General features: G+C 67.5%; 30 protein-coding genes. 14 read left to right on the plus strand and 16 right to left on the minus strand.

From position 1 onward, the window contains the following. Nucleotides 1-636 (plus strand): class I SAM-dependent methyltransferase, encoded by a 636-nt coding sequence (locus Ahu01nite_RS11435; protein WP_203836436.1) that lies wholly within the window; start codon nucleotides 1-3, stop codon nucleotides 634-636. Here the strand turns inward: Ahu01nite_RS11435 and Ahu01nite_RS11440 are convergent. Next, the gene (locus Ahu01nite_RS11440) at nucleotides 587-1315 is read right to left on the minus strand and encodes an SDR family NAD(P)-dependent oxidoreductase (RefSeq protein WP_203836437.1); all 729 of its coding nucleotides are present in this window, start codon (nucleotides 1313-1315) and stop codon (nucleotides 587-589) included. The two genes, Ahu01nite_RS11435 and Ahu01nite_RS11440, sit on opposite strands and share 50 nt — an antisense overlap. A gap of 84 nt (nucleotides 1316-1399) precedes the next feature. Here Ahu01nite_RS11440 and Ahu01nite_RS11445 point away from each other — a divergent pair, with 84 nt between their 5' ends. The 3 genes from Ahu01nite_RS11445 to Ahu01nite_RS11455 are packed head-to-tail and all read left to right on the plus strand — an operon-like array spanning nucleotide 1400 to nucleotide 2798. Beyond that, nucleotides 1400-2011: a TetR/AcrR family transcriptional regulator gene (locus Ahu01nite_RS11445; protein ID WP_203836438.1), complete on the plus strand. Its 612-nt coding sequence runs from the start codon at nucleotides 1400-1402 to the stop codon at nucleotides 2009-2011. A 15-nt stretch (nucleotides 2012-2026) separates the two neighbouring features. Further along, nucleotides 2027-2443 (plus strand): helix-turn-helix domain-containing protein, encoded by a 417-nt coding sequence (locus Ahu01nite_RS11450; RefSeq protein ID WP_203836439.1) that lies wholly within the window; start codon nucleotides 2027-2029, stop codon nucleotides 2441-2443. Continuing rightward, nucleotides 2436-2798, plus strand: coding sequence for a DUF4180 domain-containing protein (locus tag Ahu01nite_RS11455; protein ID WP_203836440.1), 363 nt, complete (start codon nucleotides 2436-2438; stop codon nucleotides 2796-2798). The genes Ahu01nite_RS11450 and Ahu01nite_RS11455 overlap by 8 nt, the downstream gene beginning before the upstream one ends. A gap of 153 nt (nucleotides 2799-2951) precedes the next feature. Here Ahu01nite_RS11455 and Ahu01nite_RS11460 read toward each other — a convergent pair whose 3' ends face one another. Genes Ahu01nite_RS11460 through Ahu01nite_RS11470 form a run of 3 tightly spaced genes read right to left on the minus strand, consistent with a single transcriptional unit; the run spans nucleotide 2952 to nucleotide 4330 of the window. Continuing rightward, entirely contained in the window at nucleotides 2952-3278 is a 327-nt protein-coding gene (locus Ahu01nite_RS11460) for a hypothetical protein (protein WP_203836441.1), read from the minus strand. A gap of 4 nt (nucleotides 3279-3282) precedes the next feature. Further along, complete coding sequence (locus Ahu01nite_RS11465; RefSeq protein ID WP_203836442.1) at nucleotides 3283-4005, minus strand: hypothetical protein; 723 nt, start codon at nucleotides 4003-4005, stop codon at nucleotides 3283-3285. A 25-nt stretch (nucleotides 4006-4030) separates the two neighbouring features. Then, nucleotides 4031-4330 carry a hypothetical protein gene (locus tag Ahu01nite_RS11470; protein WP_203836443.1) on the minus strand — a complete coding sequence of 100 codons (300 nt, stop codon included), beginning with the start codon at nucleotides 4328-4330 and terminating at the stop codon, nucleotides 4031-4033. A 23-nt stretch (nucleotides 4331-4353) separates the two neighbouring features. On the opposite strand from Ahu01nite_RS11470, the gene Ahu01nite_RS11475 reads away from it, so the two are divergent. From Ahu01nite_RS11475 to Ahu01nite_RS11495, 5 genes are all read left to right on the plus strand, one after another. After that, nucleotides 4354-4959, plus strand: a complete 606-nt coding sequence (locus Ahu01nite_RS11475; RefSeq protein ID WP_203836444.1) for a hypothetical protein — start codon at nucleotides 4354-4356, stop codon at nucleotides 4957-4959. A gap of 114 nt (nucleotides 4960-5073) precedes the next feature. Beyond that, a complete protein-coding gene (gene htpX, locus Ahu01nite_RS11480; protein WP_203836445.1) occupies nucleotides 5074-5961 on the plus strand; it encodes a zinc metalloprotease HtpX in 888 nt (295 codons plus the stop codon). Nucleotides 5962-6100: 139 nt separating this feature from the next. Continuing rightward, the gene (locus Ahu01nite_RS11485) at nucleotides 6101-7324 is read left to right on the plus strand and encodes an MFS transporter (protein ID WP_203836503.1); all 1224 of its coding nucleotides are present in this window, start codon (nucleotides 6101-6103) and stop codon (nucleotides 7322-7324) included. A gap of 55 nt (nucleotides 7325-7379) precedes the next feature. Then, nucleotides 7380-7646 (plus strand): hypothetical protein, encoded by a 267-nt coding sequence (locus Ahu01nite_RS11490; protein ID WP_203836446.1) that lies wholly within the window; start codon nucleotides 7380-7382, stop codon nucleotides 7644-7646. Between the two features lie 428 nt (nucleotides 7647-8074). Further along, nucleotides 8075-8494 carry a hypothetical protein gene (locus Ahu01nite_RS11495; protein WP_203836447.1) on the plus strand — a complete coding sequence of 140 codons (420 nt, stop codon included), beginning with the start codon at nucleotides 8075-8077 and terminating at the stop codon, nucleotides 8492-8494. A gap of 79 nt (nucleotides 8495-8573) precedes the next feature. Here the strand turns inward: Ahu01nite_RS11495 and Ahu01nite_RS11500 are convergent, their stop codons facing one another. Beyond that, on the minus strand, nucleotides 8574-9062 hold the full coding sequence (locus Ahu01nite_RS11500; RefSeq protein WP_203836448.1) for an SMI1/KNR4 family protein: 489 nt from the start codon (nucleotides 9060-9062) through the stop codon (nucleotides 8574-8576). 50 nt (nucleotides 9063-9112) lie between these two features. Here Ahu01nite_RS11500 and Ahu01nite_RS51800 point away from each other — a divergent pair, with 50 nt between their 5' ends. Together Ahu01nite_RS51800 and Ahu01nite_RS11505 are read left to right on the plus strand one after the other, a co-directional pair. Then, the gene (locus tag Ahu01nite_RS51800) at nucleotides 9113-9283 is read left to right on the plus strand and encodes a hypothetical protein (RefSeq protein ID WP_369076631.1); all 171 of its coding nucleotides are present in this window, start codon (nucleotides 9113-9115) and stop codon (nucleotides 9281-9283) included. Between the two features lie 18 nt (nucleotides 9284-9301). Next, complete coding sequence (locus tag Ahu01nite_RS11505; RefSeq protein WP_203836449.1) at nucleotides 9302-9940, plus strand: DUF7003 family protein; 639 nt, start codon at nucleotides 9302-9304, stop codon at nucleotides 9938-9940. Between the two features lie 4 nt (nucleotides 9941-9944). Here Ahu01nite_RS11505 and Ahu01nite_RS11510 read toward each other — a convergent pair whose 3' ends face one another. Genes Ahu01nite_RS11510 through Ahu01nite_RS11535 form a run of 6 tightly spaced genes read right to left on the minus strand, consistent with a single transcriptional unit; the run spans nucleotide 9945 to nucleotide 16386 of the window. Then, a complete protein-coding gene (locus tag Ahu01nite_RS11510; protein WP_203836450.1) occupies nucleotides 9945-11375 on the minus strand; it encodes an NADH-quinone oxidoreductase subunit N in 1431 nt (476 codons plus the stop codon). Next, nucleotides 11372-12805: a complex I subunit 4 family protein gene (locus tag Ahu01nite_RS11515; RefSeq protein WP_203836451.1), complete on the minus strand. Its 1434-nt coding sequence runs from the start codon at nucleotides 12803-12805 to the stop codon at nucleotides 11372-11374. Before Ahu01nite_RS11515 ends, Ahu01nite_RS11510 begins: the two co-directional genes overlap by 4 nt. Continuing rightward, nucleotides 12802-14694: an NADH-quinone oxidoreductase subunit 5 family protein gene (locus tag Ahu01nite_RS11520; RefSeq protein ID WP_203836452.1), complete on the minus strand. Its 1893-nt coding sequence runs from the start codon at nucleotides 14692-14694 to the stop codon at nucleotides 12802-12804. Before Ahu01nite_RS11520 ends, Ahu01nite_RS11515 begins: the two co-directional genes overlap by 4 nt. Then, nucleotides 14691-15002, minus strand: coding sequence for an NADH-quinone oxidoreductase subunit NuoK (gene nuoK / locus Ahu01nite_RS11525; protein ID WP_203836453.1), 312 nt, complete (start codon nucleotides 15000-15002; stop codon nucleotides 14691-14693). The genes Ahu01nite_RS11520 and nuoK overlap by 4 nt, the downstream gene beginning before the upstream one ends. Then, a complete protein-coding gene (locus Ahu01nite_RS11530; protein ID WP_239158775.1) occupies nucleotides 15002-15655 on the minus strand; it encodes an NADH-quinone oxidoreductase subunit J family protein in 654 nt (217 codons plus the stop codon). The genes nuoK and Ahu01nite_RS11530 overlap by 1 nt, the downstream gene beginning before the upstream one ends. Next, on the minus strand, nucleotides 15652-16386 hold the full coding sequence (locus Ahu01nite_RS11535; RefSeq protein WP_203836454.1) for a NuoI/complex I 23 kDa subunit family protein: 735 nt from the start codon (nucleotides 16384-16386) through the stop codon (nucleotides 15652-15654). Before Ahu01nite_RS11535 ends, Ahu01nite_RS11530 begins: the two co-directional genes overlap by 4 nt. Nucleotides 16387-16697: 311 nt before the next feature. On the opposite strand from Ahu01nite_RS11535, the gene Ahu01nite_RS11540 reads away from it, so the two are divergent. After that, on the plus strand, nucleotides 16698-17108 hold the full coding sequence (locus tag Ahu01nite_RS11540; protein ID WP_203836455.1) for a hypothetical protein: 411 nt from the start codon (nucleotides 16698-16700) through the stop codon (nucleotides 17106-17108). Between the two features lie 78 nt (nucleotides 17109-17186). Here the strand turns inward: Ahu01nite_RS11540 and Ahu01nite_RS11545 are convergent, their stop codons facing one another. From Ahu01nite_RS11545 to Ahu01nite_RS11555, 3 genes are all read right to left on the minus strand, one after another. Continuing rightward, a complete protein-coding gene (locus tag Ahu01nite_RS11545) occupies nucleotides 17187-18362 on the minus strand; it encodes a serine hydrolase domain-containing protein (protein ID WP_203836456.1) in 1176 nt (391 codons plus the stop codon). A gap of 114 nt (nucleotides 18363-18476) precedes the next feature. After that, on the minus strand, nucleotides 18477-19436 hold the full coding sequence (gene nuoH, locus Ahu01nite_RS11550; protein WP_203836457.1) for an NADH-quinone oxidoreductase subunit NuoH: 960 nt from the start codon (nucleotides 19434-19436) through the stop codon (nucleotides 18477-18479). Continuing rightward, complete coding sequence (locus Ahu01nite_RS11555) at nucleotides 19436-20281, minus strand: NADH-quinone oxidoreductase subunit C (protein WP_203836458.1); 846 nt, start codon at nucleotides 20279-20281, stop codon at nucleotides 19436-19438. The genes nuoH and Ahu01nite_RS11555 overlap by 1 nt, the downstream gene beginning before the upstream one ends. A gap of 124 nt (nucleotides 20282-20405) precedes the next feature. Here Ahu01nite_RS11555 and Ahu01nite_RS11560 point away from each other — a divergent pair, with 124 nt between their 5' ends. Together Ahu01nite_RS11560 and Ahu01nite_RS11565 are read left to right on the plus strand one after the other, a co-directional pair. Beyond that, nucleotides 20406-20903 (plus strand): RNA polymerase sigma factor, encoded by a 498-nt coding sequence (locus Ahu01nite_RS11560; protein WP_239158776.1) that lies wholly within the window; start codon nucleotides 20406-20408, stop codon nucleotides 20901-20903. Next, nucleotides 20896-21915, plus strand: a complete 1020-nt coding sequence (locus Ahu01nite_RS11565; RefSeq protein WP_203836459.1) for a hypothetical protein — start codon at nucleotides 20896-20898, stop codon at nucleotides 21913-21915. Before Ahu01nite_RS11560 ends, Ahu01nite_RS11565 begins: the two co-directional genes overlap by 8 nt. On the opposite strand, the gene Ahu01nite_RS11570 is transcribed toward Ahu01nite_RS11565, so the two are convergent. Both Ahu01nite_RS11570 and Ahu01nite_RS11575 read right to left on the minus strand, forming a co-directional pair. Further along, complete coding sequence (locus tag Ahu01nite_RS11570; RefSeq protein ID WP_203836460.1) at nucleotides 21912-23207, minus strand: DUF2252 domain-containing protein; 1296 nt, start codon at nucleotides 23205-23207, stop codon at nucleotides 21912-21914. The two genes, Ahu01nite_RS11565 and Ahu01nite_RS11570, sit on opposite strands and share 4 nt — an antisense overlap. Nucleotides 23208-23269: 62 nt before the next feature. Then, nucleotides 23270-23806 (minus strand): NADH-quinone oxidoreductase subunit B, encoded by a 537-nt coding sequence (locus Ahu01nite_RS11575; RefSeq protein ID WP_203836461.1) that lies wholly within the window; start codon nucleotides 23804-23806, stop codon nucleotides 23270-23272. Between the last annotated feature and the right edge of the window lie 12 nt (nucleotides 23807-23818).

Genomic DNA, 23818 nt, shown 5'->3' on the forward strand with positions numbered 1-23818 from the left:
ATGAGCTACGAAGAAGTGGTCGACAGTCTGCGTACGATCTACGACTCGCGGGCCGACGCACGTGACCGGCTGAACAAGCACCCCTGGAAGGGTGACGAGCGGGCGGCCTTTCTGGACCGGCTCCGGGTGATCGGCGCGTCGTCGCTGCTCGAGGTCGGCGCGGGAACCGGGCAGGACAGCCGCTTCTTCGCCGACGCCGGGCTGACGGTCACCGCGGTCGACATCTCGCCGGAGCACGTGACCCGCTGCCGGGCCAAGGGGCTCACCGTTTTCGAGCGCGATGTCCTCAACCTCGGCTTCGCGCCCGGGTCGTTCGACGCGGTGTGGTCGATGAACTGCCTGCTGCACGTCCCGGATGCCGATCTACCGGCGGCGTTGCGGGCCATTCACGACGTACTGATCCCCGGCGGTCTGTTCTTTCTCGGCCTGTGGGGCAGCGCGGACTCGGAAGGGATCATGGAGGAGGACGGGCGGTTCTTCTCGTTCCGGTCGAACGAGCGGCTGCTCGATTTCGCCGCCGGCTCGTTCGACCTGGTCGACTTTCACGTGATCTCGCACGGCTTCCAGTTCCAGGCGCTGACACTCGTCAGACCTGCTTCTCCCCACCGTCCACATAGAGCTCGCTCCCGGTCATGAAGCTACTCTGATCGGAGGCCAGGAAGAGGGCCGCGTTGGCGATCTCATCGGGGTGCGCCAGCCGGCCCAGCGGCACATTGGCCGCGAGCTGCTTGAAGAGCGCCTCGGTGTCGGGAGCGAGGCCGCCCAGACCCGGCGTCTCGGTCGGCCCTGGGACCAGGGTGTTGACCCGGATGTTCCGGCCGGCCAGCTCCCCCGCCCAGGTGGAGGCGAACGATCGCAGGGCCGCCTTCGACGCGGCGTACGCCCCGAACGACGGCGCTCCGTGCCGCGCCGAGGTCGACCCGGTCACGATGATCGAGGCACCGGCCTTCAGCTTCGGCAACGCCTTCTGCACGGTGTAGACGGTCCCCCGCACGTTCCGGTCGAACGAGCCCGCCAGGTGCTCGGGCGTGTAATCCGCGAGCGCCCCGAACTCCCCGCCACCCGCGTTGGCGAACACCACATCCAACTCGTCCACCTGCGCGAACAACCGATCAAGATCCTCAAGATCGGTCACATCTCCCTGTACGCCCACCGCGCCCGCGCCGATCTCCTCCACCGCCGCGTCGAGCGCCTCCTGACGCCGCCCGGTGATGTAGACCTTCGCGCCCTCGGCCGCGAACCGCTTGGCCGCCGCGAGGCCGATCCCCGTGCTGCCGCCGGTGACCAGGGCCGTCTTGCCGTCGAGCTGTCCCATGTCAGTTCTCCTCTGTATCTTCACCCGGCATCTTTACCGCTCGGTAAAGTTAGCACCTGCTTTACCGTCCGGTACAGTTATGTGATGCACGTTGCACCGGAACGCGGCCGCCGCGCCTTCGACCCCCTTGTCGCCCTCAACGCCGCCAAAGAAGTCTTCTGGCGACATGGGTACGAAGGGGCGTCGCTCACCGACCTCACGGCCGCCATGGGGATCAACAAACCGAGCATGTACGCCGCCTTCGGCACCAAGCAGGAGCTGTTCGAAAAGGTCATCCAGGCGTACGCGGCCGACGACATGGCCTACGCGCGGGCAGCCATGGAACAGCCCACGGCGTACGAGGTGGCCGCGGCTCTGCTGCACGACAACGCGATCGCGGTCACCCGCCCGGACTGCCCACCCGGCTGCCTGTCGATCCAGGGCGGCATCTCCACCGGCCCGGCCAACTCCTCGGTCACCGAATTCCTGGCCACCAGCCGCCTGGCCGGCGAAGCCCTGCTCGCCGACCGCTTCCGCCGCGCCATCGACACCGGCGACCTGCCGCCGGGCACCGACCCCGCGGCGCTGGCCCGCTTCCTGATGATCGTCACCGAGGGCCAGGCGATCCATGCCACCGCCGGGGTCTCCCGGGCCGATCTTCAGGCTTCAGCTTCTCTCGCGCTGCTGGTCTTTCGTTCCCTATCTGTCTCTTCATAGGGTAGTTTAGGGAACATGGAGGATGGATGGTTGTCGGTGGAGCAGGTCGCCGAACGGCTTGGTCTGCATGTGCGAACTGTGCGGAGCTACATCCGCGACGGCCGGCTCAAGGCCGTACGCATCGGCAAGCAATACCGGATCTCCCCCACCGACCTCGCCGCCCTGACCGGCACGGCGGTTCTACCCACGCCGCGCGTCGAGGTGTCCTCAGTGGTGGAGATCGACCACATCGGCCCGACCACCGCAGACCGTCTCAGCACCCTGCTCGTCGCAGGCGCCCAACTCGCCCCCGACCTGCGCATCCGCACGATCTACGACGACACCCGCCACCGCCTCAAACTCATCATCCTCGGCAGCCCCGCCTCCACCGCCGAAATCCTCCGCACCCTCGACGAGGTCCTACAGCCAGAAAGCGGACTCATCAATGACTGACGCGATCACCGAACGGTCCGGCCTGCCCATCCTGCTGTGCGCCCCCGAAGGCCCCCCGATCCGCACACCCCAGGACGCCCTCGACCTCATCGGCGCCACCTACGCAGGCGCAGACACAGTGGTCCTGCCGATCGAACGCCTCGACCCGGCCTTCTTCACCCTCAGCAACGGCATCGCCGGCGAAATCCTGCAAAAGTTCGTGAATTACCACGTCCGCCTGGTCATCCTCGGCAACGTCACCAACCACGGCAACGCCTTCCGCGACCTCGTCCACGAATCCAACCGAGGCCCCCACATCTGGTTTTTAACAGACCTCGAAGCCCTGGACTCCCGCCTTCAGTTGAGCGGGAAATAGGTGCCGCTGACCTTGTAGTCGCACTCATGCTTCTCGGATCCGGCGGCTGGTGCCATGTTCACGCTCTCGCCTGATTGCCGTCGCCGGCCTGGTGCGATGTGCCCGCGTTGCGGGTTGACATCCCGAAGGGAGCTTCTCTCGCGGGATCGCTAATCATTCTTGGCGGTTGATGCGCTCGTTCTCTGCGTCGAAGGCGCGTTTGCCTTCTTGCGCCAGGTTGTCTCGCTCTTCCTGGCTGAGCTCGTCCCAGCGCTCTCCGAACTTCTTGACGCCTGGCTCGACGCCGACTGCGAAGGCCGGGGTGTTGTAGACATCACGCAGGCTGGCGCGGCCGTTCAGCACGTCGTCGACGACACGGCGGAAGTCCTCGTTGTGGCTGCGGTCTCGCAAAAGTTCGAGCGACTTGTTCAGGTGCCGGGAGAGCGCTTTGTTACCGCGGGCCACGTCCAATGTGACCTCGTCGGGCTCGGAGTGGGTCACGGCTTCAGGCTCCCGGGAAGTCATAGGCCCCGCTGGGCAACGGGTGCTTTTCCATACCGTGCAACGCCCCCAGATAACCGGCGGCAAGACCGGTGAATCCTTGAACGGCTGCCCAAGCGGCATCATGGGCATCGAGAATCAGGTACCAGAGCTTCACGGCTTCGGCAATCTCGACAGCGGTGGCGGAGCCTCCGATGATCGCGCCTACACCTGTCCAACTCGTCGCTGCCGTGGCAGCCGCACTGATACCGATGACGATGAGCATGTCGGCCAAGTCCTGGCAGAGACTTTGCAGGGCTTGAGCCATTTCCTCCATGCCGGCGGCGAGGCTGCGGAACTCGCCGGCAACACCCTTCAGTGCATCGACCTGCTCCTGCAGCGCAGCCGAGAGACTCACGAAGTATGCCTGGGCCTGTGCAGCGGCGTTACCATCCCATTCGTCGGGGATGAGTGCTTTCGTCTGCTCAGCGACGACACCGGAATACCTGGTGTTGAACTCGGCGAGCTTGTTGAGTGCGTCGCTGGCTTCAGCCGCAGCATTCCAGTCCCCGGCGAACTGCTCGGCGATCCAGCCCCAAGGGTTGACCCCGCACACCTTTTCCATCACCCAGCCCACCCAATAGGAGGGGCTGATGTACTGCTTGCCTCCCAGGATGTTGTTAACCAGGTCCGGGATGGGTGCGACAGCAACGGGTGGGGTCAGCGCATCAACGGGTGCAGCAGTCACCAAGATGCCTCTCTGTCAAAGACGCTCAGTAAGTGGCGTCAAGGCGGGCGGCGGCGGCATGGTCAGAGTCGCGGTAGCCCTTCGCCGTTTTGTCGACCTCGACCGCGGAAGCGTCAATGAGCTTGGCCAACTGGGTGTAGTTCGCCTTGAGTGCTTCCCTGACACTGGTAGCGGTCTCGACAACGGTGAAAAACATGCGGCCGTCCTTGTATCCGATGCCGAGAGCGTCACTGGCATAAGAGGTGGCGCGGTCCGCATCGTCGGTCAACCCGCCGAGCACGTTTCCGAACTGTCGGATGGCTTCGTGGTCCGCGCTGAAGGACATCGATTCCCCCGAGTGAGCAGTCAATGGCTACGCTGCTGTCGAGCAGCTCGATCATGGTAGCGGCGAGAACGAAAGTTGGAGGTCCCGTGCCGCCTGCAGGTGCGATCGATGTGTCCGCCGCTTGGCTTGCCACCAACCCGGTGCTGCCGGACCGCTGCGTGAAACACGGACTTCCTGTGCAGCGGCGCGTCAGCTTTGTGGTCAAGTCGCGGCCGAAGGTTTCGCCTGTTCGGAAGCTTTTTGTTCCGGGGTATACCGCCCTGAATCGGGGCGAAGAGTATTTGAGCAAGGTGCAGTTCGTCAGGGTGCAGGGGTGGCCGCTGTGCGCGGAATGCGTGCGACGGCGGCGGCTCGGGATCACGTTCGCGGCCGTTCTCCTTTTTGGCGGGCTGGCCGCGATCGTCGTAGCGGTCATAGCCCGCTCCGCGATGTCGGGGAATTCCGGCGTTCTGGGCGTCCTCGTTGCGGTGGGATTTGTTGCGATGCTCGTGTCGCCGGTGCCGTTCAGTTGGGCTGGCTTGCCCAGGCTGACCCAGACCCAGGCGACTGCCGACGGGGACGCCGTTCACGTCGACCATGCCAGTCCGGAGTTTGTGCGGCAGATCGAGGACGGCTCGCAGGGCGGGTAAGACGCCTGGAGTGACCACGCACAGCGAACTCTCAGTCACTGGCGGATGAATTCACACGCTTGCGATGTTCCATGGAGTGCGGGCCTACCGGTTCCGCTTCGTGAAGGAGTGATCGTGCACAGGCATCACAACGGTCTCAAGACGGCCGGTCTGCTGGGTCTGCTCACCGCTTTGATTCTTGCCGTGGGGTACTGGGTCGGCGGGAGCGGTGGCCTGGTGTTCGCCGTCGTTCTTTCGCTGGCTTTAAACGCCGGCAGTTACTTCTTCTCCGACAAGCTGGCGTTGCGGTCGATGGGGGCTCAGCCGGTCAGCGAGGCGGAGTTTCCCGCGTTGTACCAGATTGTCCGGGAGCTGGCCACGGATGCGGGGCAGCCGATGCCTCGCCTCTACGTGAGCCCGTCGTTGCAGCCCAACGCGTTTGCCACCGGGCGTGATCCGCAGCATGCGGCCGTTGCGGTGACCGTGGGGATCACGCAGATTCTTGATCGGCGGGAGCTTCGTGGGGTCATCGGGCATGAGCTGTCGCACGTCTACAACCGGGACATCCTGATCTCGAGTGTCGCGGCGGCGCTGGCCGGGATCATCACGATGTTCGCGCAGCTGGCGATCTTCCTGCCGCTGGGTGGCTCGGATGATGATGACGGCCCGAACATGGGCTCGCTGCTGCTGATGCTGATTCTCGGGCCGCTGGCGGCGTCGATCATTCAGCTGGCGATCAGCCGGAACCGGGAGTACCAGGCGGACGCTTCGGGTGCGACCCTGACGCGGGATCCGCTGGCTCTGGCCAGTGCGCTGGAGAAGATTCAGTACGGTGCTCAGCGCCGCCCGCTCCCCGCCGACGGACAGCTCGCCACCTCGGCCCATCTCATGATCGCCAACCCGTTGCGTACGGGTGGCATCGCCGGCCTCTTCTCGACGCACCCGCCGATGGAGGAGCGCATCAAGCGGCTCCACCAGCTCGCCGCGGTGACCGGGACCGGGCCGGTGCAGTTCCAGCGCTGACGAAGCTGAGACTTCGGCCACCGGGACGAGTATTTCGTTCGTGTTACGCCGCCCCCGACCGTTACGGTCAGGGGCGGCTTTCGCTCGTTACCACGTTGCCCGGGGAGGGGTTGTGCGTCAGTACCTTGACGTGTGGCACATGCCCGGCGGCCGGGTGCTGCTGATCGTCGGCATCCTGGCCCGGCTCGGCATCGGCATGACACCGTTGGCCTTGCTCCTGCTGGTCGAGCAGAGCACCGGCCGCTACGCGACCGCGGGTCTGGCAGGCGGAATGTACGCCCTGGCCGGCGCCGCCATCAGCCCGATCGCCGGCCGGATAGCCGACCGCATCGGCCCCTCCCCGGTCCTGATCCTCACCGGCGTGCTCCACCCGCTCGCACTCGGCGGCGTGCTGCTGGCCACCCGCGGCGACTCCCCGGCGCTCCCGTGGATCTTCGTGGCATGCGCCTCGGCGGGCGCCACCTACCCGCCGCTGACAGCCGCCATCCGCCGGGCGTGGACCGACGCGACCGACGTACGCTCCGGCCGTCACGCCCTGCGCCCCGCCGCGATGGCCGCGGAAACGTCGCTGTTCGAGCTGGTCTTCGTCCTCGGCCCGATGCTGGTCGCGGCGTTCGTCGTCGTCGCCCGCACCCCCGCGGCAGCCGTCATCTTCGCAGCGGCGGTGACGCTGATCGGCACGCTGTGGATCGCCATGCTCCCGGTGATGCGCGGCTGGACCCGCCACGCATCCCACGAGACAGCCCGCGGCCTGGGCCCGCTGAACGCACCCGGATTCCCGGCGCTGCTGGTGTGCGTGAGCGCGCTGGGGATCGCTTTCGGCGCGGCGGGTGTGATCGTCCCCGCGTACGCAGCACAGCATGGCGGCGGTGAGGGCCTGGGCGGCGTACTCCTCGGAGTGTGGGGCATCGGAAGTGCCATCGGCGGCATCTGGTTCGGCACCCGAACGCCCGCTATGGCCCTGCCCCGGCAGTTCGCCTGGCTGTTGGGCGCGGTGGCGACGAGTTTCCTGATCCTGTCGGTGATGCCTACGCCGATCGCGTTGGGTGCGGCGCTGGTGGTCGGCGGCGCGACGATCGCGCCGGCTTTGACGGTGGAGAACAACCTCGTGGGACGGATCGCACCGGCGTCGATGCTGAACGAGGCGTACACGTGGATCGTGACCGTGTCGGTGGGTGGCAGCGCGGCCGGTGGGGCGGTTGCGGGGGCGATCGTCGATCAGCCGGGCGGGTTGCCGTGGGCGTTCGTGTTCGCCGCGGGGGTGCTGGCGGTGGCTGCGCTGATCGCAGCGGTCCCGGCCGGGCCCATGGCCCGCGCCGACCAGCACGCAACGGAGCAGCTACGCAACGCCCTCGCAGGCTGAGGTATCACAGGGTACTTTGGTACCACGGTACTTCACTTCTCGGAGGGGAGCCCTCGTGGCCGTTACGTCCGCCCCCATCAAGGTCGATGTTGCTACTGATCAACTGATCTCTCACGCTGCCCACTTCCTGGGTAAGGCCAAGAAAGATCTGGTTGAAGTCGCTGTTCGTGAATACATTGAGGCCCACCGCACCGAAATCAACGACGGCATCAGGGCTGCCCTGAGCCGCCTTGATGGTTCTTCTGCGTCCGCCGTCTCGCTACTGGCCGACGTGCCAGTCGATCAGCTTGATGAGTATGGCGGCATGCCCGACGCCGACTAAAAGGTTTGGCTCTGACCCAGTCCGAGTCTCAGGCTTACACGATGAGCGGTGAGGCCAATCCCGTCCGGCCGACACAAATCTGCATGGCAGATCTCAATGTGCGGACTCCCCCCATCAGCGAATCTCTCAGCAGATTAGAGCATCCTCTAATTGCCGAGGCCCAACGACTTCCTGACACCCATGCCGCCGGCGGTGTCGAAAGAATCCTTACGCTGAAAGATCGCGTGTGGTTCAAAGTCAAAACAAGGCGCTGGCGAGGGGCTGCAACTCGCTTGCCCGAAGCCGATCACATCGACGCGAGTCCTGAAGTCCGCCAAGCCCCGTGGTGGCTCGGCGCAGCAGGCTATCGACGGGAGGGCGATCCGAGCGACTTCTACTCGGCTCTCGCTACGACCTGGGACCGCGAGGGCAGCAGCTCCGACAGATGAATGCCTTCCGCTTGGGACTGGACCCGCTTCAAGCTGGAACAAGCATTTGCTTGGGAATCTCAGATCCGAAGTACCGTACGCCACCTGATTGCTCGATCACTCCACGACGGCCGTCCGTATCAGGCCGAGTTTCACCACTATAAAGTGACGGCGCTTGCCAGGGCCCAGGGTCAGGAGACATACCTGGTCATCGGCACGGAGAACATTGCCGACCCACGAGTGTTCGCAATCATCATCAATGCGGTGCCGGGCATAGATCATGCCAGCTGGCTGCCAGAGCCGGACGGCGTTGCGGGTATATCACCCCAACCTGGCGAGGTCATCTGGTCGACGATCATGCCACCTGACGTAGCCGCACAGATTCTTGCCGCATTCTTGGACAGCGACCGGATCACAGGCGGCACGAATTCCGGGCACTAAAGGCACTCTCTCCGCCATAGGGCCATCGCCCATGTCGCCGACATATCTCATTCCAGAAGCTGTCCACCGCGCTGACCTGCTACGTAGTGGCGACCTTCACGAGCGCTTCCAAGAGGGGCAGTTCGGCGTCAGCGGTCTCATATATCGCTTCGAGAGGGCGGGCCGTATCACCGGTGTAGCGCTGCGCCAGCTCGATCAGCTGCGGAAACGGTTCGGGGTCGCGGTCGATGCCGTCGACTCGTTCCAAGGGGCCGACGCCGTTGGCCAGCAACCACAGGTAGTCGCCCATGTCCCGGGCGATAACCGCGATCTCACCCTCGGAGCCGAGGAAGACGATCGGCCCGCGCGCCCAGACAGCGGCCAGCCCGCCGGCCCCGTCGCGCCCGAAGACCCGGAACGGCGGGGTTTCCGCTGCCGGGTCGCCGGTCCAGGCCCGCCACCAGTCCGTGGTCTCCACGGCCGAGTCGAACTCGTCGTCCGGCTGAAAGTCATGCCCTTCGTGGTCCTCAAAGAACCCCAGCGAATGAGCTTCCACAAGCACATCCGGCAGCGCGCGGTCCTCATTCACCACCGAATCGTACAAAGGCAGACGGGCCTCTTGCGCTCTTCGGTGCTGACGTGGTTTCGGCAGAGCCGCTCAAGACCAGCGGGTTGCACGTGCTCTTCGGCAACGGAGTGCAGCTCAGCGTGGATCCGGATCCGGATTACGAGGCTGGGAATGCGCGGGGCCAGGTGACCTGCTGCTTGTTGCTGGCCTGGCGGCGGCATTGCGTTGTGGGGCTGAGGTGATTACTACACTGCTCGGCCATGCGGGCAGAGGAGATCCTGGGGCAGTTTGATGCGGCGGCCGAGGCATTCGTTTTTCCGGATGTGGGGCATGTGTACTACTACGCCGTTGAGGCTCGGCTGCACGGGTATCGGGATGCTGAGCGGTGGGCGCTGGTGGTCGAGGTTGTCGGGTATTCGCCTCGAGCCGGGAATCTGGTCGATGTGCTGCATGTCTTCGGTAACTGTCTGACCCAGGGCGAGCCCGGGTTAGACAATGATGACTTCCTGGAGCGGGTGGAGAACTGGGACGAGATCGAGGATGTGGACGAGCCGGAGATGTACCACGGTGGGCCGGTTGTCATTCGCGGGCAGGCGATCGCCGTGGACGCGGAGCCGGGTGACGAGCTGGTTGACGTGCTACGCGAGTTGACGCCAGAGCACCGCGAGTTGCTTCTGGCGGACGAAGGTGAGCTGCGGCGCAGGATTCCCGCTGACCTGCCCGAAGTGCTTCGGGTCGATAAGTGGCACCAGCCTGATGTGGTCGAGCAGCGGCCCAGTGAGTCCGAGGTCTACCGGCAGATCGCCGAGGTGCTGGCGACCGGGGACCTGAGCCGTTACGCCCCTACCCAACCGCCCAATACACACTGGTCCCACTGGCCAGACTCGGGAAGCCTGTAACCGATCAACGGCTGAGCAGGGTGAAGATGGCTTGGGGCGCGAAGCCGAAGATGATCGCCGCTGCCGCGCCCACGGCCAGCGCCGCGGTCACCGCTGCCGGGACGGGGAGGCGGGGGTGGGTGGCTCGGTGCAGGAGTTCCGGGTCGACCACCGAGATGCCGACCGGTTTGATCGGGGCATAGAGCAGGGCGGCGACCCGGATGTAGTAGGCCAGGGCGATCACCGCGTTGAGGGCGACCACACCCGCCAGCCAGCCCCAGCCTGTGTCGATCAGTGACGCGATCACGGTGATCTTGGCGAACAGGCCGGCCAGGCCCGGCGGGAGACCGGCCAGGCCGGCGAAGGACAGGACCAGGGCCGCGCCCAGCCATTTGTTGCGGCGGCCCGCGCCCCGGTAGTCGTCGATCGTGCCGCCGTCCAGGGCTGGGCCGCGCAGGGCGACCACCACGGCGAAGGCGACGAATTCCAGCAGGATGAAGAAGATGGCGTACGCGAAAGCTGCCTCTACGCCGTCGGATCCGGCGGCCAGGGGCGCGATGATGTAGCCGGCCTGGGCGACCGAGGACCAGGCCAGGAGGCGGACCATGCGGGTCTGGCGCAGGGCGACCAGGTTGCCGACCGTCATGGTGAGGACGGCGAGGACCGCCATGATCGGGCCGGTGTCGAGACGCTGGACCACGGCGGCCAGGGCGATCACGCCGCCGAGTTTTGACGCTGTGGAGAGGTAGGTCGCGACCGGGATCGGGGCGCCGTCGTACGTTGTGGGGGCCCAGGCGTGCAGGGGGACCGCGGCGATCTTGAAGGCGAAGCCGATGATCAGCAGGGCCGTGCCGACCGTACCCAGATGGGTGAAACGGCCTGTGCCCGCGGTGAGGGCGGACAGGTGCAGGGCGCCGGTGGCGATGTAGAGCAGGGCCGCGCCGAGCAGGGCCACCGCCGTCGAGATCACGCTGATCAGGAAGAACGTGACCGCCGCCGACGAGCCACCCGCGAGGCGCCTGCGCAGCCCGACCAGGATGTAGAGCGGCAGGGTCAGGGTTTCGAGGCCGACGATAAGGGTGATCAGGTCGCCCGCGTAGGCAACCGTCACGCCGCCCGCCATCGAGCAGGTGAGCAGGAAGCAGAACTCGCCGACCGGGGCGTACCCCTCGCGGAGAGCGCCCGCGGAGAGCGCGAGAACACCGGCGGTGAGCGCGGCGAAGAGGGCCGCGAGCAGGGCCGCACGCGACGATCCCACCCAGGAGCACAGGTCCGCGCTGCAGAACGTGTCCCGCGGTGATGAGAAAAGGGCGCAGAAGACGGTTGCTGTCGCGCCCAGAACGCCGGCGAAAAGCTGGAATCTGCCGAATGCGAGGTCGCAGACGAGGACCAGCAGGGCCGTGCCCGCCGCGGCGTAGAGCGGAAGCAGGGCGAGGTTGTTGACGGCCTGGGTCATCGCAGGGCTCCGATCGACGCCAGGGAGTCGAGCGCGGGGGTGAGGACCAGCGCCGGGACCAGGCCGACGGCGAGGGTGAGGACGATGAGCGGGGACCAGGCGAGCCATTCCGTACGCGTGATCGCCGAAATGCCGGTCAGCGCGGATGTCGCCGGGCCGTGGGTGAGCTTGCGCAGCAGACGCATGAAGTAGAGGGCGGTGAGCGCGCCGCCGATCGCCGCAATCACCGCGAAGGTGGTCCAGCCGCGGTGGAGCGCCGCGACGACTGCGAACGCCTCTCCCCAGAATCCGGCCAGGCCGGGCAGTCCCAGCGACGCGATGCACGCGAAACCGACCAGCCCGGCGAGCCGGGGCGCGGTCTCGCGCAGACCGCCGAGGTCGGCGAGGTTGCCGGTGTGTGCGCGGTCCTTGACCGCCCCCGCGAGGAAGAACAGCAGGCCGGTGATGATGCCGTGAGCCACGTTGCCGATCAGCGCGGCCTGGACGCCGGCAGTCGTCTGGGTGGCGATGCCGAGCAGGACGAAGCCCATGTGCCCCACGCTGGAGTAGGCGATCAGGCGTTTGAGCTCGGTCTGGCGCAGGCAGATCAGCGAGCCGGCGACGATCGCGGCGACGGCGAACGCCCCGAGCACCCAGGAGGCCCAGTCAGCGCCCTCGGGTGTCACGCCGATGCCGATCCGGATCAGGCCGTACGTGCCCATCTTCAGCATGACGCCGGCGAGCAGGACGCTGCCCACGGTCGGGGCCTCGGTGTGCGCCGCCGGCAGCCAGGTGTGCAGCGGCCAGAGCGGCGCTTTCACCGCGAACGCGAGCGCGAAGAGAGTGAAGGCCACGCACTGCGTGGTGCGGGAGAGCCCTGCGCCATAGGCCAGCATGGACATGTCGGAGGTGCCCGCCGCCGCGACCACGGTGAAGACGCCGAGCAGCAGCAGGACCGAGCCGGCGAGGGTGTAGAGCACGAACTTGCGGGCCGCCGCGCGACGGTTCGGGCCGCCCCAGCCGGCGATCACCGCGTACATCGGCAGGAGCACGACCTCGAAGAACACGAAGAACAGGACCAGGTCGAGCGCGAGGAAGGTGCCGAGGATGCCGACTTCCAAGACCAGGATCAGAGCGCTGAGGGTACGCCCGGAGCCGCCCTCAGGCACCTTCCACACCGTGTACGCGCAGCACAGCACGGTCAGCAGCGCAGTCAGCACGACGAGCGGGTAGGAGATCCCGTCGACGCCGAGGTGGAAGTTGATGCCGAGCCGCGGTACCCACAACCAGCTGACGTCAGAGGACGACCACGAGCTCACCGCCACGACCAGGGTCAGCGCCGCGAAGACGGTCGCAGTGATCCGGGCGGTTCGTTCCGGGAGCAGCGCCGTCACGAGTGCCCCTGCAGCGGGCAGCGCGAGGACGGCGACGAGCAGCACTTGGCCGATCATCCGGCCACCCCCACGATCGCGGCCAGCACGCCGAGCAGCAGCGCGCCGCCGAGGACTGCGACGGCCGCCCGGGGCAGGGCCGCGCGATGGGCGCCGGCGAGCACGGTGCCGAGCCGGGTCGTCGTGGTGCCGGTGCCTTCCACCGCGGCGTCGACCACTTTCTCGTCGAGGAGGCGTACGGCGTCGGCGAGGGCGCGCACCGGGCGTACGACCAGAAGATCCTGCACTTGATCGAGGTGGAAGCCGGCGGCGAACAACGGCCGCAACCGGCCGAGGGCCTGCGCCGGGTCCACGCCCGGGGCGGTGTGCCAGAGCCACCAGGAGCTGCCCGCACCGACGATGAGCAGCAGCAGCGGCGCCACGATCGAGACGCCGAGGTGCGGCGACTCCAGTTCGAGGGCGCTGCGGAAGCCGGGCAGGAACGCGGCGAACCCGAGCAGCACGGCGGGAACCGCGAGCACGATCAACGGCCAGCGCATAACGCCGGGCGGGTCGTGCGCGGGACCGGGCGGCACCTCGTAACGCGCGTCGTCGAAGCCGACGAACCACTCCTCGGTGCGCGAGCGGACGTGGCCGAAGAACGTGCGCAGCAGCAGGCGGGTCGCGTACCAGGCGGTGATCGCCACGCCCAGCAGGCCCGCGATCCAGACCATCCAGCCCACCCAGGCCGGCGCGGGACCGCCGCCCTCGGTGGCGTGCGCGGCCGCGACCAGCACGTTCTCCTTGGTCCAGAAGCCGGCGAGCGGCGGCACACCGGCCAGCGCACCGAGCCCCACCACAAATGCCACGAACGTCACCGGCATATGGGTACGCAGCCCGCCCATCCGCGACATGAAGTTCGTCCCGACCGCGTGGATGATCGCGCCCGCCGCCAGGAACAGCAGCGCCTTGAACGCGGCATGGGTGAGCAGATGGAACAGCGCCGCGGCGGGTGAGCCCACGGCCAGCGCCCCGGTCATGTACCCGAGCTGCGACACCGTCGACCAGGCCAGCACCCGTTTGAGATCGTCCTGCGCGGTGGCGGCCAGCGCGCCGAGGAGCAGCGTGACCGAGGCCATCACCCCGAGCACCGCAAGCGTGACCTGCGACGCGGCGAAGAGCGGGAACAGCCGGAACACCACGAAGACCCCGGCGGCGACCATCGTGGCCGCGTGGATCAACGCGGAGATCGGCGTCGGGCCGGCCATCGCGTCCGGCAGCCAGGTGTGCAGCGGGAACTGCGCGCTCTTGCCGGCCACCCCGGCGAGGATCAGCAGCATCGCCGCCGTGTGCACCCCCGGCTCGGCCAGCAACTCGTCGATCCGGAACGTATGGGCGTCAACGGCCAGCCAGGCGATGCCGAGCAGGAAACCGACGTCGCCCACCCGGGTCACCACGAACGCCTTCACCGCGGCGGCCGGCGCCTCGGGCAGCCGGCGGTCGTGACCGATCAGCAGGTACGAGCAGGCGCCCATCACCTCCCAGCCGACCAGCAGCAGGACCAGGTCGTTCGCGGAGACCACCAGCAGCATCGCGCCGGTGAAGAGGGCGACCTGAGCTGCGTACGGTGCATAGCGCGGGTCGTCGTGCAGATAGCCGACCGAATAGATCTGCACGCAGAGGGCCACGACACAGACCGCCAGCGCGACATAGAGCGCGGCCGGGCCGAGCGAGAAACTCAGGCTCACGGTCAGGTCGCCGAACCGCACCCACTCCATGCCGACCTGCACCGGAGCGTCGACCACGACGACCAGCACGATCGCGATCAGCAGCGCGAGCGCGGCGCCGGCGATCCCCAGGAAAGCAGCTGCCCTGCGCGGACCGCGATCACCCGGTCTCAAGATCAGACCCACCAGGCCCAGCAGCAACGGTACGCCCGGCAGCAGCGGAGTCAGCACCTCGGCGATCATCCGGCGTTCTCCCCGTCCAACCGCACATCGTCAATGTGGACCGCCGCGCGCATCCGGTAGTACTGCAGAATGATCGCCAGGCCGACCCCGACCTCGGCCGCCGCCAGCACAATCACGAACAGCGCAAACGCCCCGCCGCGATATCCGTTGTCCAGCGTCACGTCCGCGGTCACCAGGAGCAGGTTCACGGCGTTCAGCATCAGCTCGACCGCCATCAGGACAAGAATGGCGTTCCGGCGGCGCAGGACACCGTAGACGCCCAGCCCGAACAGCAGGGCCGCCGTCACGTACGGGATGACCGCGTGCATCAGGACCCGTCCTTCTGCTTCTCGCGCTCCGGCTCTTCAACCCGCTGCGGGCTGGGGTCGGGCTGCTGCGCACTGACGTTGGGCCGCTGCGGGCCGGGAGTGGGCTGCTGCGCGCCGGGGGTGGGCTGCTGCGGCTGCGGGCCCGGGGTGGGCTTTGGGGCACCGATGTCGGGGCGGGACAGGATAATCGCGCCGACCAGGGCGGAGAGGAGCAGGATGGAGAGGACTTCGAACGGGAGGACCCAGTTGCCGAAGAGCTCGGCGCCCATCCGCTCGGTCGTTCCCGGAGCCGGCATCCCGTAACGCACCCAGCGGAACGCGTCCACGAACAACGCCGCCAGGCCCAGCCCGACCCCGCCCCCGACAACCAACGCCGGCCAGGCCGGACGGTCCAGGTCGGCGGACGGGCCGATCGGCGCCCGCGTCAGCATCACCGCGAACAGCAGCAGCACAACAACCGCGCCGACATAGACCAGCACCTGCACCCAGGCAACGAGCTCGGCGCCGAGAACCAGGTAGAGACCCGCCATCGCACCGAGGCTGATCACCAGGTAGAGGCCGGCCCGCACGATCTGAGTGCTGGTGACTACCAGCGTCCCCGACCCTACGGCGACAGCCCCGAGCGCCAGCAACAGCGCATCGGCGACCGTCACTGCCCCGGCTCCGGCGCCGCAGTCGGCCCAGACGCTGCGGGCGGCTCTGGAGCTGCAGTCGGTCCGGAAGCTGCAGTCGGCCCAGGAGCTGCGGGCGGCTCTGGAGCTGCAGTCGGCCCAGGAGCTGCGGGCGGCTCGGGGGTTGCGGTTGTGGGGGGCTTTGGGCGTACTGATGGCCTGGCGGTTTTGGCGGCGGTGGCCGCTCCCGGGCCGGCGAGCTTGCGGGTCGCGGTGGCCTCTTCCTTGGAGGGTTCGCCCAGGACATCGTGCGCGGGCGGTGCGGGGACCGTCGGCATCCACGCGGCCAGCCGGTTCTTGTCGTGCAGCAGGTCGAGGACGTCCGTTTCCGCGTACTCGAACTCGGGCGACCAGTGCAGGGCGTCGAACGGGCAGACCTCGATGCAGATGCCGCAGTACATGCACAGCGAGAAGTCGATGTCGAACTTGTCGAGCACATTGCGCTGCCGCGGCCGCGCGGCGCCCGGGACGACGACTTCTTCCTTGTGCGAGTCGATGTAGATGCACCAGTCCGGGCACTCCCGGGCACAGAGCATGCAGACGGTGCAGTTCTCCTCGAGCAGCGCGATGACGCCCCGCGAGCGCGGCGGCAGGTCGGGCTCGACATCGGGATACTGCTGGGTGGTCGACCGCTTGGTCAACGTCTTGAGCGTGACGGCGAGCCCGTTGACCAGGCCCTTGCCAGGCGTGGACCGCTCTGCCTGCTCACTCATAAGGCCATATCCTGCCCGGTCCCGCCCGCAGAGGCGAGAACACCCCCACCACATCTTCCCGTGCGGCGTCGCGGCCCCCACCAGAAAATCAGTGCTCGCCTCATCGCCGCGCCTCCAAAAACCCACCGTGACTACGCAGAAGTAACTCAGAGTGATCGCGCAGGGGCAGGTTTGCGCAGTGAGGGCGTGAAGATCATTTTCAGGGGTTTCACAGATTAACTTGTAAATAATGATGATCGTCAGTTTGATGGGCGTGTGTCCGGTTAAGACGTGTGCGACAGCAAACGTTCGACCACAATGGAGGGACACCTATGACTGTCAAGAACCGGGTCATCACCGCCACATTCGCCGCCGCCGGGCTTGCAGGTCTGCTCGGAGCCGCAGCTCAGCCCGCTGCCGCCGCGCCCGAACTGCTCGCCGCACCCTGCGTGCAGAAGATCGCCGTCGTGAACAACGGTGGGTTCGTCATCAACTTCCAGATCACTACCCGCGACGGGGCTCTCTCCGCGGCGACCGACGACTACCCGATCAACGAGTGGCGTCTGGTCGACCTCACCTCGACCCCGCTGACCGAGGGCTCCGACGTCCGGCCCCTCGTGCACGCCACAGCCGGTGACGACGTGCTGGGCAACAGCTTCGTGTCGTACTGCACGAACGGGCAGACCGCGACCTACACGGCCAGCGGCACCACGCTGAACTACACCGTGACGCTGCTGACCTGATCCATGTAGTTTCCCAGCTCCAAAGCGGACAATGGCCGGGCGCACCGCAACTGCGCCCGGCCACCCCGCGTTCTCAGCTCACTTCGTGGCGCACAGGGCCATGTCGACGAACTCCATCACGCCGTTCGCCTGATCCTCGGTGGACGGCAGCGAGGTCACCGCAACCTGCACCGCCCGTCCGTTCCCGGCCACCCCACCGCGGGTCTCGTAACCGGGGATGTCACCGCCGTGCCCCCAGGCCAGACCGCCGCAGGTGAGCGGGAAACCCATGAGGCCGAGCCCGTACCGTGCGCCCGGAATGAAGTCGATGGTCTCCACGGTTTTCTTCATCTCGGCGAGCTGGGCGGCCGGCATCAGCTTGCCGTCGAGCAGCGCGGTGAAAAACTTGTTCAGGTCCGAGGGGGTGCCCACCATCTGCCCGGCGGCCCAGCCCCACGACGGGTCCAGGTCGGTGACGTCGAGCAGCTTGCCGGTGTCCTCCGGCGTGTACCCGTTCGGGTGCCGCTCCCGGATGACCTCTTCCCCGACCGGCGGGAAGTAGGTGTGCTTCAGCCCCGCCCGCGCGATGACCCGCCTGGTCACCTCTTCGATGATCGGCCGCCCGGTGACCTTCTCCACGAGCAGCCCCGCGACGACGTAGTTCGTGTTGCTGTAGGACCAGCTCGTCCCGGGCGCGAAGATCGCCGGATGGGCCAGCGCGGCATCGAGCAGATCCCGCGGCTCGAAATACCGGTGCAGGTCCGTCTCATCCTCGAGCTCGAGATAGTCCGTGTAGTTCGGCAGCCCGCTCGTGTGCTGCAACAACTGCCGCACCGTGATCTTGCGCCCGTCGATCCCGTCGCCGCGCAACAGCCCCGGCAGATAGGTCTCCACGGGAGCGTCCAGCACGACCTTCTTCTCGGCCACCAGCTGAAGAACGACAACCGAGACAAAAGTCTTCGTATTACTGCCGATCCGCACCTGGCCGTCGACCGGCACAGCCCGGTGCGTCCCCACCTGAGCAACCCCGGCAACCAGATCACGGGTACGCCCACCGCGCGCCTCCACACTCGCCAGCGCCCCCGGCCACCCGTCCGCAGCCACGATCCCCCGCAACCCGTCAAGCACCGGATCCTTCGCTGCGTCCTGGGCTTGCTGGGGCTGGGCGAGCGGATGTCGGACGGCCGCGGCGGCGGGCTGGGCGGTTGCTGCCAGGACCGCGAAGGCCGTGACAGCAGCGGCGACGTGGCGGCCGGACAAGCGTCGCACGGACATGTGAACTCCTCGGAGTCGTCGATTACCTGACTCCTATGAGCCTCGACGACACAGCGACCCGAATCGATACAGCCAGCGGGCCGAACCGGGTAGGGCTACCACTACCCGCGCCGGTTAGAGCGCGACCTTCACGGCGGCGGTCAGGACGAGCTGGGCGAGCGAGACCGGGACGAGGATCAGCCAGCAGAGTCGCTGGAGCTGGTCCTCGCGCATGCGGGGGTAGGTCACGCGGAGCCAGATGATGACGAAGGCGACCGCGAAGATCTTCAGGAGCGTCCAGAGCCAGCCGAGATGGTCCGAGGCCGGTCCGTGCCAGCCGCCCAGGAACAGGACCGTGGTCAGGGCGGCGATCACGACGATGCCCACATATTCGGCGAGCAGGAAGAAGGCGAAGCGGAGGCCGGTGTATTCGGTCATGTAGCCGAACACGAGCTCCGAGTCGGCGATCGGCATGTCGAACGGAGGCCGGCGGATCTCGGCAAGACCGGAGATGAAGAAGACCAGGGCGGCCGGCGCCTGCCACAGCAGCCACCACGGGTTCCACGCCTCGACGATGCCGGGCAGGCTCAGGGTGCCCGCCGCCATGGCGATGCTCGCCGCGGACAGCACAAGGGGCAGCTCGTAGCCGAGAAGCTGAGCGGCGCCGCGCAGACCGCCGAGCAGGCTGTACTTGTTGGCGGACGCCCAGGCAGCCATCAGCACGGCCACCACGCCGATGCCGAGGACGGCGAGGACGAAGAACAACCCGACGTCGAGGGACTGAGCGACAAGGCCGCCGGGCCCGAGCGGGATGACCAGGATGACCACTAGGTACGGAAAGAGCGCCACCATCGGCGCCAGCCGGAACACCGCCCGGTCGGCATCACGCGGGGTGATGTCCTCCTTCTGCACGAACTTGACCCCGTCGGCCACCAGCTGCGCCCAGCCGTGGAACCCACCCGCATACATCGGACCGAGGCGGCCCTGCATGTGCGCCATCACCTTGTGTTCCGCCTGCCCGACGACCAGCGGCAGCACGAGGAACCCGATGAGGACCGCAACGACCCGCACCAGCAGGTCCAGCCAGAGCGGCATCAGCCCTCCCCCTCAGCCTCGGTCGAAGCCTCACCCGCAGGCGCGGCCGGAGGGGCAGGCGCAGCAGGCGCAGCAGGCGCAGCAGGCGCAGCAGGCGCAGCAGGCGCAGCAGGCGCAGCAGGCGCAGCAGGAGGGACGGCCGCGGCAGGCGCAGAAGGGCGGTCGCCCGGAGCAGGACGGGCGGGGCGGTCGGCAGGCGCGCGGCGGGCGGGGGTTTCCGGGGGTGGGACCTTGCCCTTGAGGGGGCCCCAGTCGTTCGGGTCGGGGACACCGGGGGGTCTGATCGGGGCTCGTTTGGCGGTGCCGGCTTCGGATTCGCCGGGCTCTTTGGCGCCGGGCCAGGACTTGGCGACGCGGGAGGCGAGGATGAATTCCTTGCGCATGGGGTGGCCCTGGAAGCCGGGCGGCAGGAGGAGGGGGCTGAGGTCGGGGTGGCGGGTGAAGGCGATGCCGAACATTTCGTGGGTTTCGCGCTCGTGCCAGGAGGCGCCCGGGAAGAGGTCGGTGACCGATTCGATGACGGGGGTGTCGCGGGGGATGCGGGCTCTGATCAGGATGCCGTGTTTGCGGCGGGTGGACCAGAGGTGGGCGACGACGGTGAAGCCCTCGGATTCCTCGTCGACGGCGGAGAGCCAGTCGAAGAAGTCGCAGCCGAGGGCGCCCTGGTCGCGGGCGGCGTCGAGGGCGGTCCACCAGAGGGCGGCGGGCACGTCGAGGACGGCCCGGGCATAGGCGCCGCCGCCGCCGGAGACGCTCGCGGTGATCGCCGATGGGTCCACCGGCGCGTCGGTATTGTCGGCTGTCAGCAGCGCGACCATCCGCTCGCCGACCTCTTCGGGCGTCATGGCGTTCATCCTATGGGCCCGCCGGAATCTGCTCGGCGACGCGGCGCAACCCTGTGGATAACTCGGGCGTGTAGTGGTCGTGACATCGGAGGCGATAGCGATAAGACACGAGCCGGCGACCGCCGTGCCTGCCCCGCAAGTGTCGTTCGACGAGTTGTACGCCGCGCACTACGCCGATCTGACGGTGCAGCTGTACGCGTACTTCGGTGATCGGCAGGAGGCGCAGGACGTGGTTCAGGAGGCGTTCTGCCGTGCGCTGGCACGGTGGCGGGCCGTGGCGGCGTACGACGATCCGGTTGCCTGGATCCGCCGGGTGGCCTGGAATCTGGCGGTCAGCAAGTGGCGGCGGACCAGGACGGCGTTGTCGTTCCTGCGGAAGCATCGGGCCGCGGACGAGCAGGTGGCCGGGCCGAGCCCGGAGCGGGTGGCGCTGGTCGCCGCGCTGGCCACGTTGCCGGCTACGCAACGGCGGGCCACGGTGCTGCACTATCTGGCCGATATGTCCATCGCGGAGATCGCCGACCGGGAGGGCGTACCCGAGGGAACTGTGAAGTCCTGGTTGTTCCGGGCCCGCGCCTCGCTGGCCGCTCAGCTCACCACCGAGGAGGTGCGAAATGCCTGATCACATCGAGAACCTGTTCGCCGGGCTGCGCGCCGACACGTTGCCCCAGGTGCTGCCGCCGGGGACGGGCGCGGCCCGCCGGACCGTACGCCGTCGCAAGACGATCCGGCTCGTCTCGGTCGCTACCGCGGCGCTCGCCGTCGCGGGGGTGGTCACGGTGGCCGGGTTGCCGCGGATGAGCGATCGCCAGCAGCCCGTCGCTGCGAGCCAATGGGTGTCCAAAGCCCGCGCGGCCGTCCTTGAACGGCATGGCGAGGGCCACGGGGATGTAGATGTCACCATCGCCGGCCGTCAGGCGTCGGACGGCACGGTCACCGCTGACGGGACGGCGTACTTCGACGACGTGAACCCGGCCGGTTACACGCTGACGGTGGCGTGCGGGGGTCCCGGCGTACTGACAGTGGCCACGAGCTTGACCCATGACTCGGGTGACCCGATCGATCTGGGTGGGCAGGTCCTGACCTGTGGAGCGGAGCCGGAAGCGGCTGATCTGCAGTTCCGGGTGCAGAGCACAGGCACGCTGACGGTGTCGCTGAGCGGTGACGCGCAGGCTGTGGGCTCAGCCGGGTACGCCCTCGCGCTGTATCTGAACGCGGACAGCGGGGAGCCCGCCACGGTGAGCCCGCAGGCCAGGTACAACGTCGGTCGGGCCAACAGCCTGCTCTCGGCCGGCCCGGAGACTCAGCAGGACTCGTTGACGACCGAGGCGGACAGCCAGTCGACGATTGTCGAGACGAAGAAGGCGGGCGAGTATCAGTTGCGGGTCGCCTGCGCGGGCGGGGGCAGCGTCCAGTTGATCGTGGGCCAGATGGAGCTGAAGAACGGCACGTTCGTCCAGCACGAAGGCTTTGTCTTCGAGGACACCGTGCAGTGCGTCGATGTCGGCCCGACGCCGTACCCGGGCCTGATCGACCTGCCGATGCCGAAGAACTCCGCGGTCTCGGTGACGATCAAGCCCGACGAGGCCGCACGCAACACGGCCGGCCTGGCCTTCACGCTCCAAAGGAGCTAGAACAGCCGGCCGTTGCGGAAGAGGTCGACGAAGTCCTGGTGGTCCTCGCGGGCCTGGTCGCCGTAGCGGTGCGCGAAGTCCACCAGGACATCGACGAAGCCGGCCTCGTCCTTGTCGACCTCGGCCACGATCGCCTCCTCGGTGGAGAAGTCGACCAGGTCGTGGCTGGATTCGTCGTCGGCGACCGAGTGCATCCGGGCGACCGCGCGGCCCAGGTCGGCCACCACTCCGGTCAGCTCCTCCGGCTCGTTGACGTCGGACCAGTCGAGGTCGCTGGCGTACGGCGAGACCTCGGCGACCAACTGCCCGACGCCGCTGAGCTCGGTGTAGCCCAGCCACGGGTCGGCGTGCGCCTGCAGGGCCCGCTGCGACTCGGCGGTGCGGTGGCCCTGGTGCTTGAAGTACGCCCGGACGCGCTCGTCGTCGATCCAGCGCGCCACGGCCGGCACCTGGGCCTGCTTCATGTAGATGATCACGTCGTTCTCGAGGGCCTGGGTGTGCCCTTCGAGCAGCATGTTGTACGACGGGAGCCCCGCCGAGCCGATGCCGACGCCCTTGCGCAGCTTGATGTCCTTGATCCCGGTGGAGATCCCGTCGCCGTGCGAGGGCAGCGTCTTCAGGTAGTCCTGGAACGCGGCGGTGACGGTGGCCGCGGTCTGCTCGTCGACGTCGTAGACACCGTCACCGAGGGAGAAGCGGCGCTCGTACTCGTCGATCGTGGTCTGACCCGCGAGCAGGTCGACCCGGGTGTTGAGCCGGGCCTCCTGCAGCACACGCCGCAGCACACCGTCGGCGTTGTCCAGCGTGATCGAGCCGATCGCATCGTCGCCGCCGTGCGCGATCGCGCGCAGCTCGGTCAGGTAGGCGCCGGCGAACGTCCGCACCAGCGAGGTGATCACGTCGTCGGAGAGGGCCTTGCTGTAACCGATGAGCGCCAGACTCGCGCTGAAGCGTTTGAGGTCCCAGATGAACGGCCCGACGTAGGCCTCGTCGAAGTCGTTGACGTTGAACACGAGCTGCCCGGAGGAATTCATGTAGGTGCCGAAATTCTCGGCGTGCAGGTCACCGTGGATCCAGACCCGGCTGGTGTGCTCGGTCAGGAACCGGTCGTCCTGATAGGCACCGGCCTGGTCGGCGTAGAAGAGCGACGCGCTACCGCGGTAGAACGCGAACGGCGACGCGGCCATCTTGCGGAACTTGCGCCGGAAGGCTGCCGGATCGACCGCGATCAACTCGCCGAATTCCCTGGTCAGCACGTCGATGATGAAGTCGGGCCGCGACTGTTCGCTCATGATTCGCAGGGTAGCCCCGCAAGTCGATAGCTGTATGTCGCACACACGACCGTCAGCAAAGATCAGCTGGGCGGCTTGACCACGGGAGCGGTCAGCGCGGCGGCGTCGCGCAGTGGATCGGGGCGCGAGACGCCACCGACACCGGCCTGCTCCGCGGCGATCTTCTCCTGGAGCTGCAGGATGCCGTGCAGCAGCGCCTCCGGGCGGGGCGGGCAGCCCGGGACGTAGACGTCGACCGGGATGATCTGGTCGACGCCCTTGGTCACCGAGTAGGAATCCCAGTAGGGGCCGCCGGAGTTGGAGCAGGACCCGAACGAGATGACGTACTTGGGCTCGGGCATCTGGTCGTAGAGCCGCTTGATCGCCGGCGCCATCTTGTCGGTGACCGTGCCCGACACCACCATGAGGTCGGCCTGGCGGGGGCCGTGCGCGAACGGGATCACGCCCATCCGCATGAAGTCGTGGCGGCTCATGCTCGTCGCGATGAACTCGATCGCGCAGCAGGCCAGGCCGAAGTTGAAGACCCACAGCGAATAACGGCGTCCCCAGTTCAGCACGAACTTGATGGGATCACCGACGACTCCAGGTAGCGCGGCCACGCCGTCAACCTA

The sequence above is a fragment of the Winogradskya humida genome, from assembly GCF_016862215.1.
In the GTDB taxonomy this organism is placed as follows: Bacteria; Actinomycetota; Actinomycetes; order Mycobacteriales; family Micromonosporaceae; genus Actinoplanes; species Actinoplanes humidus.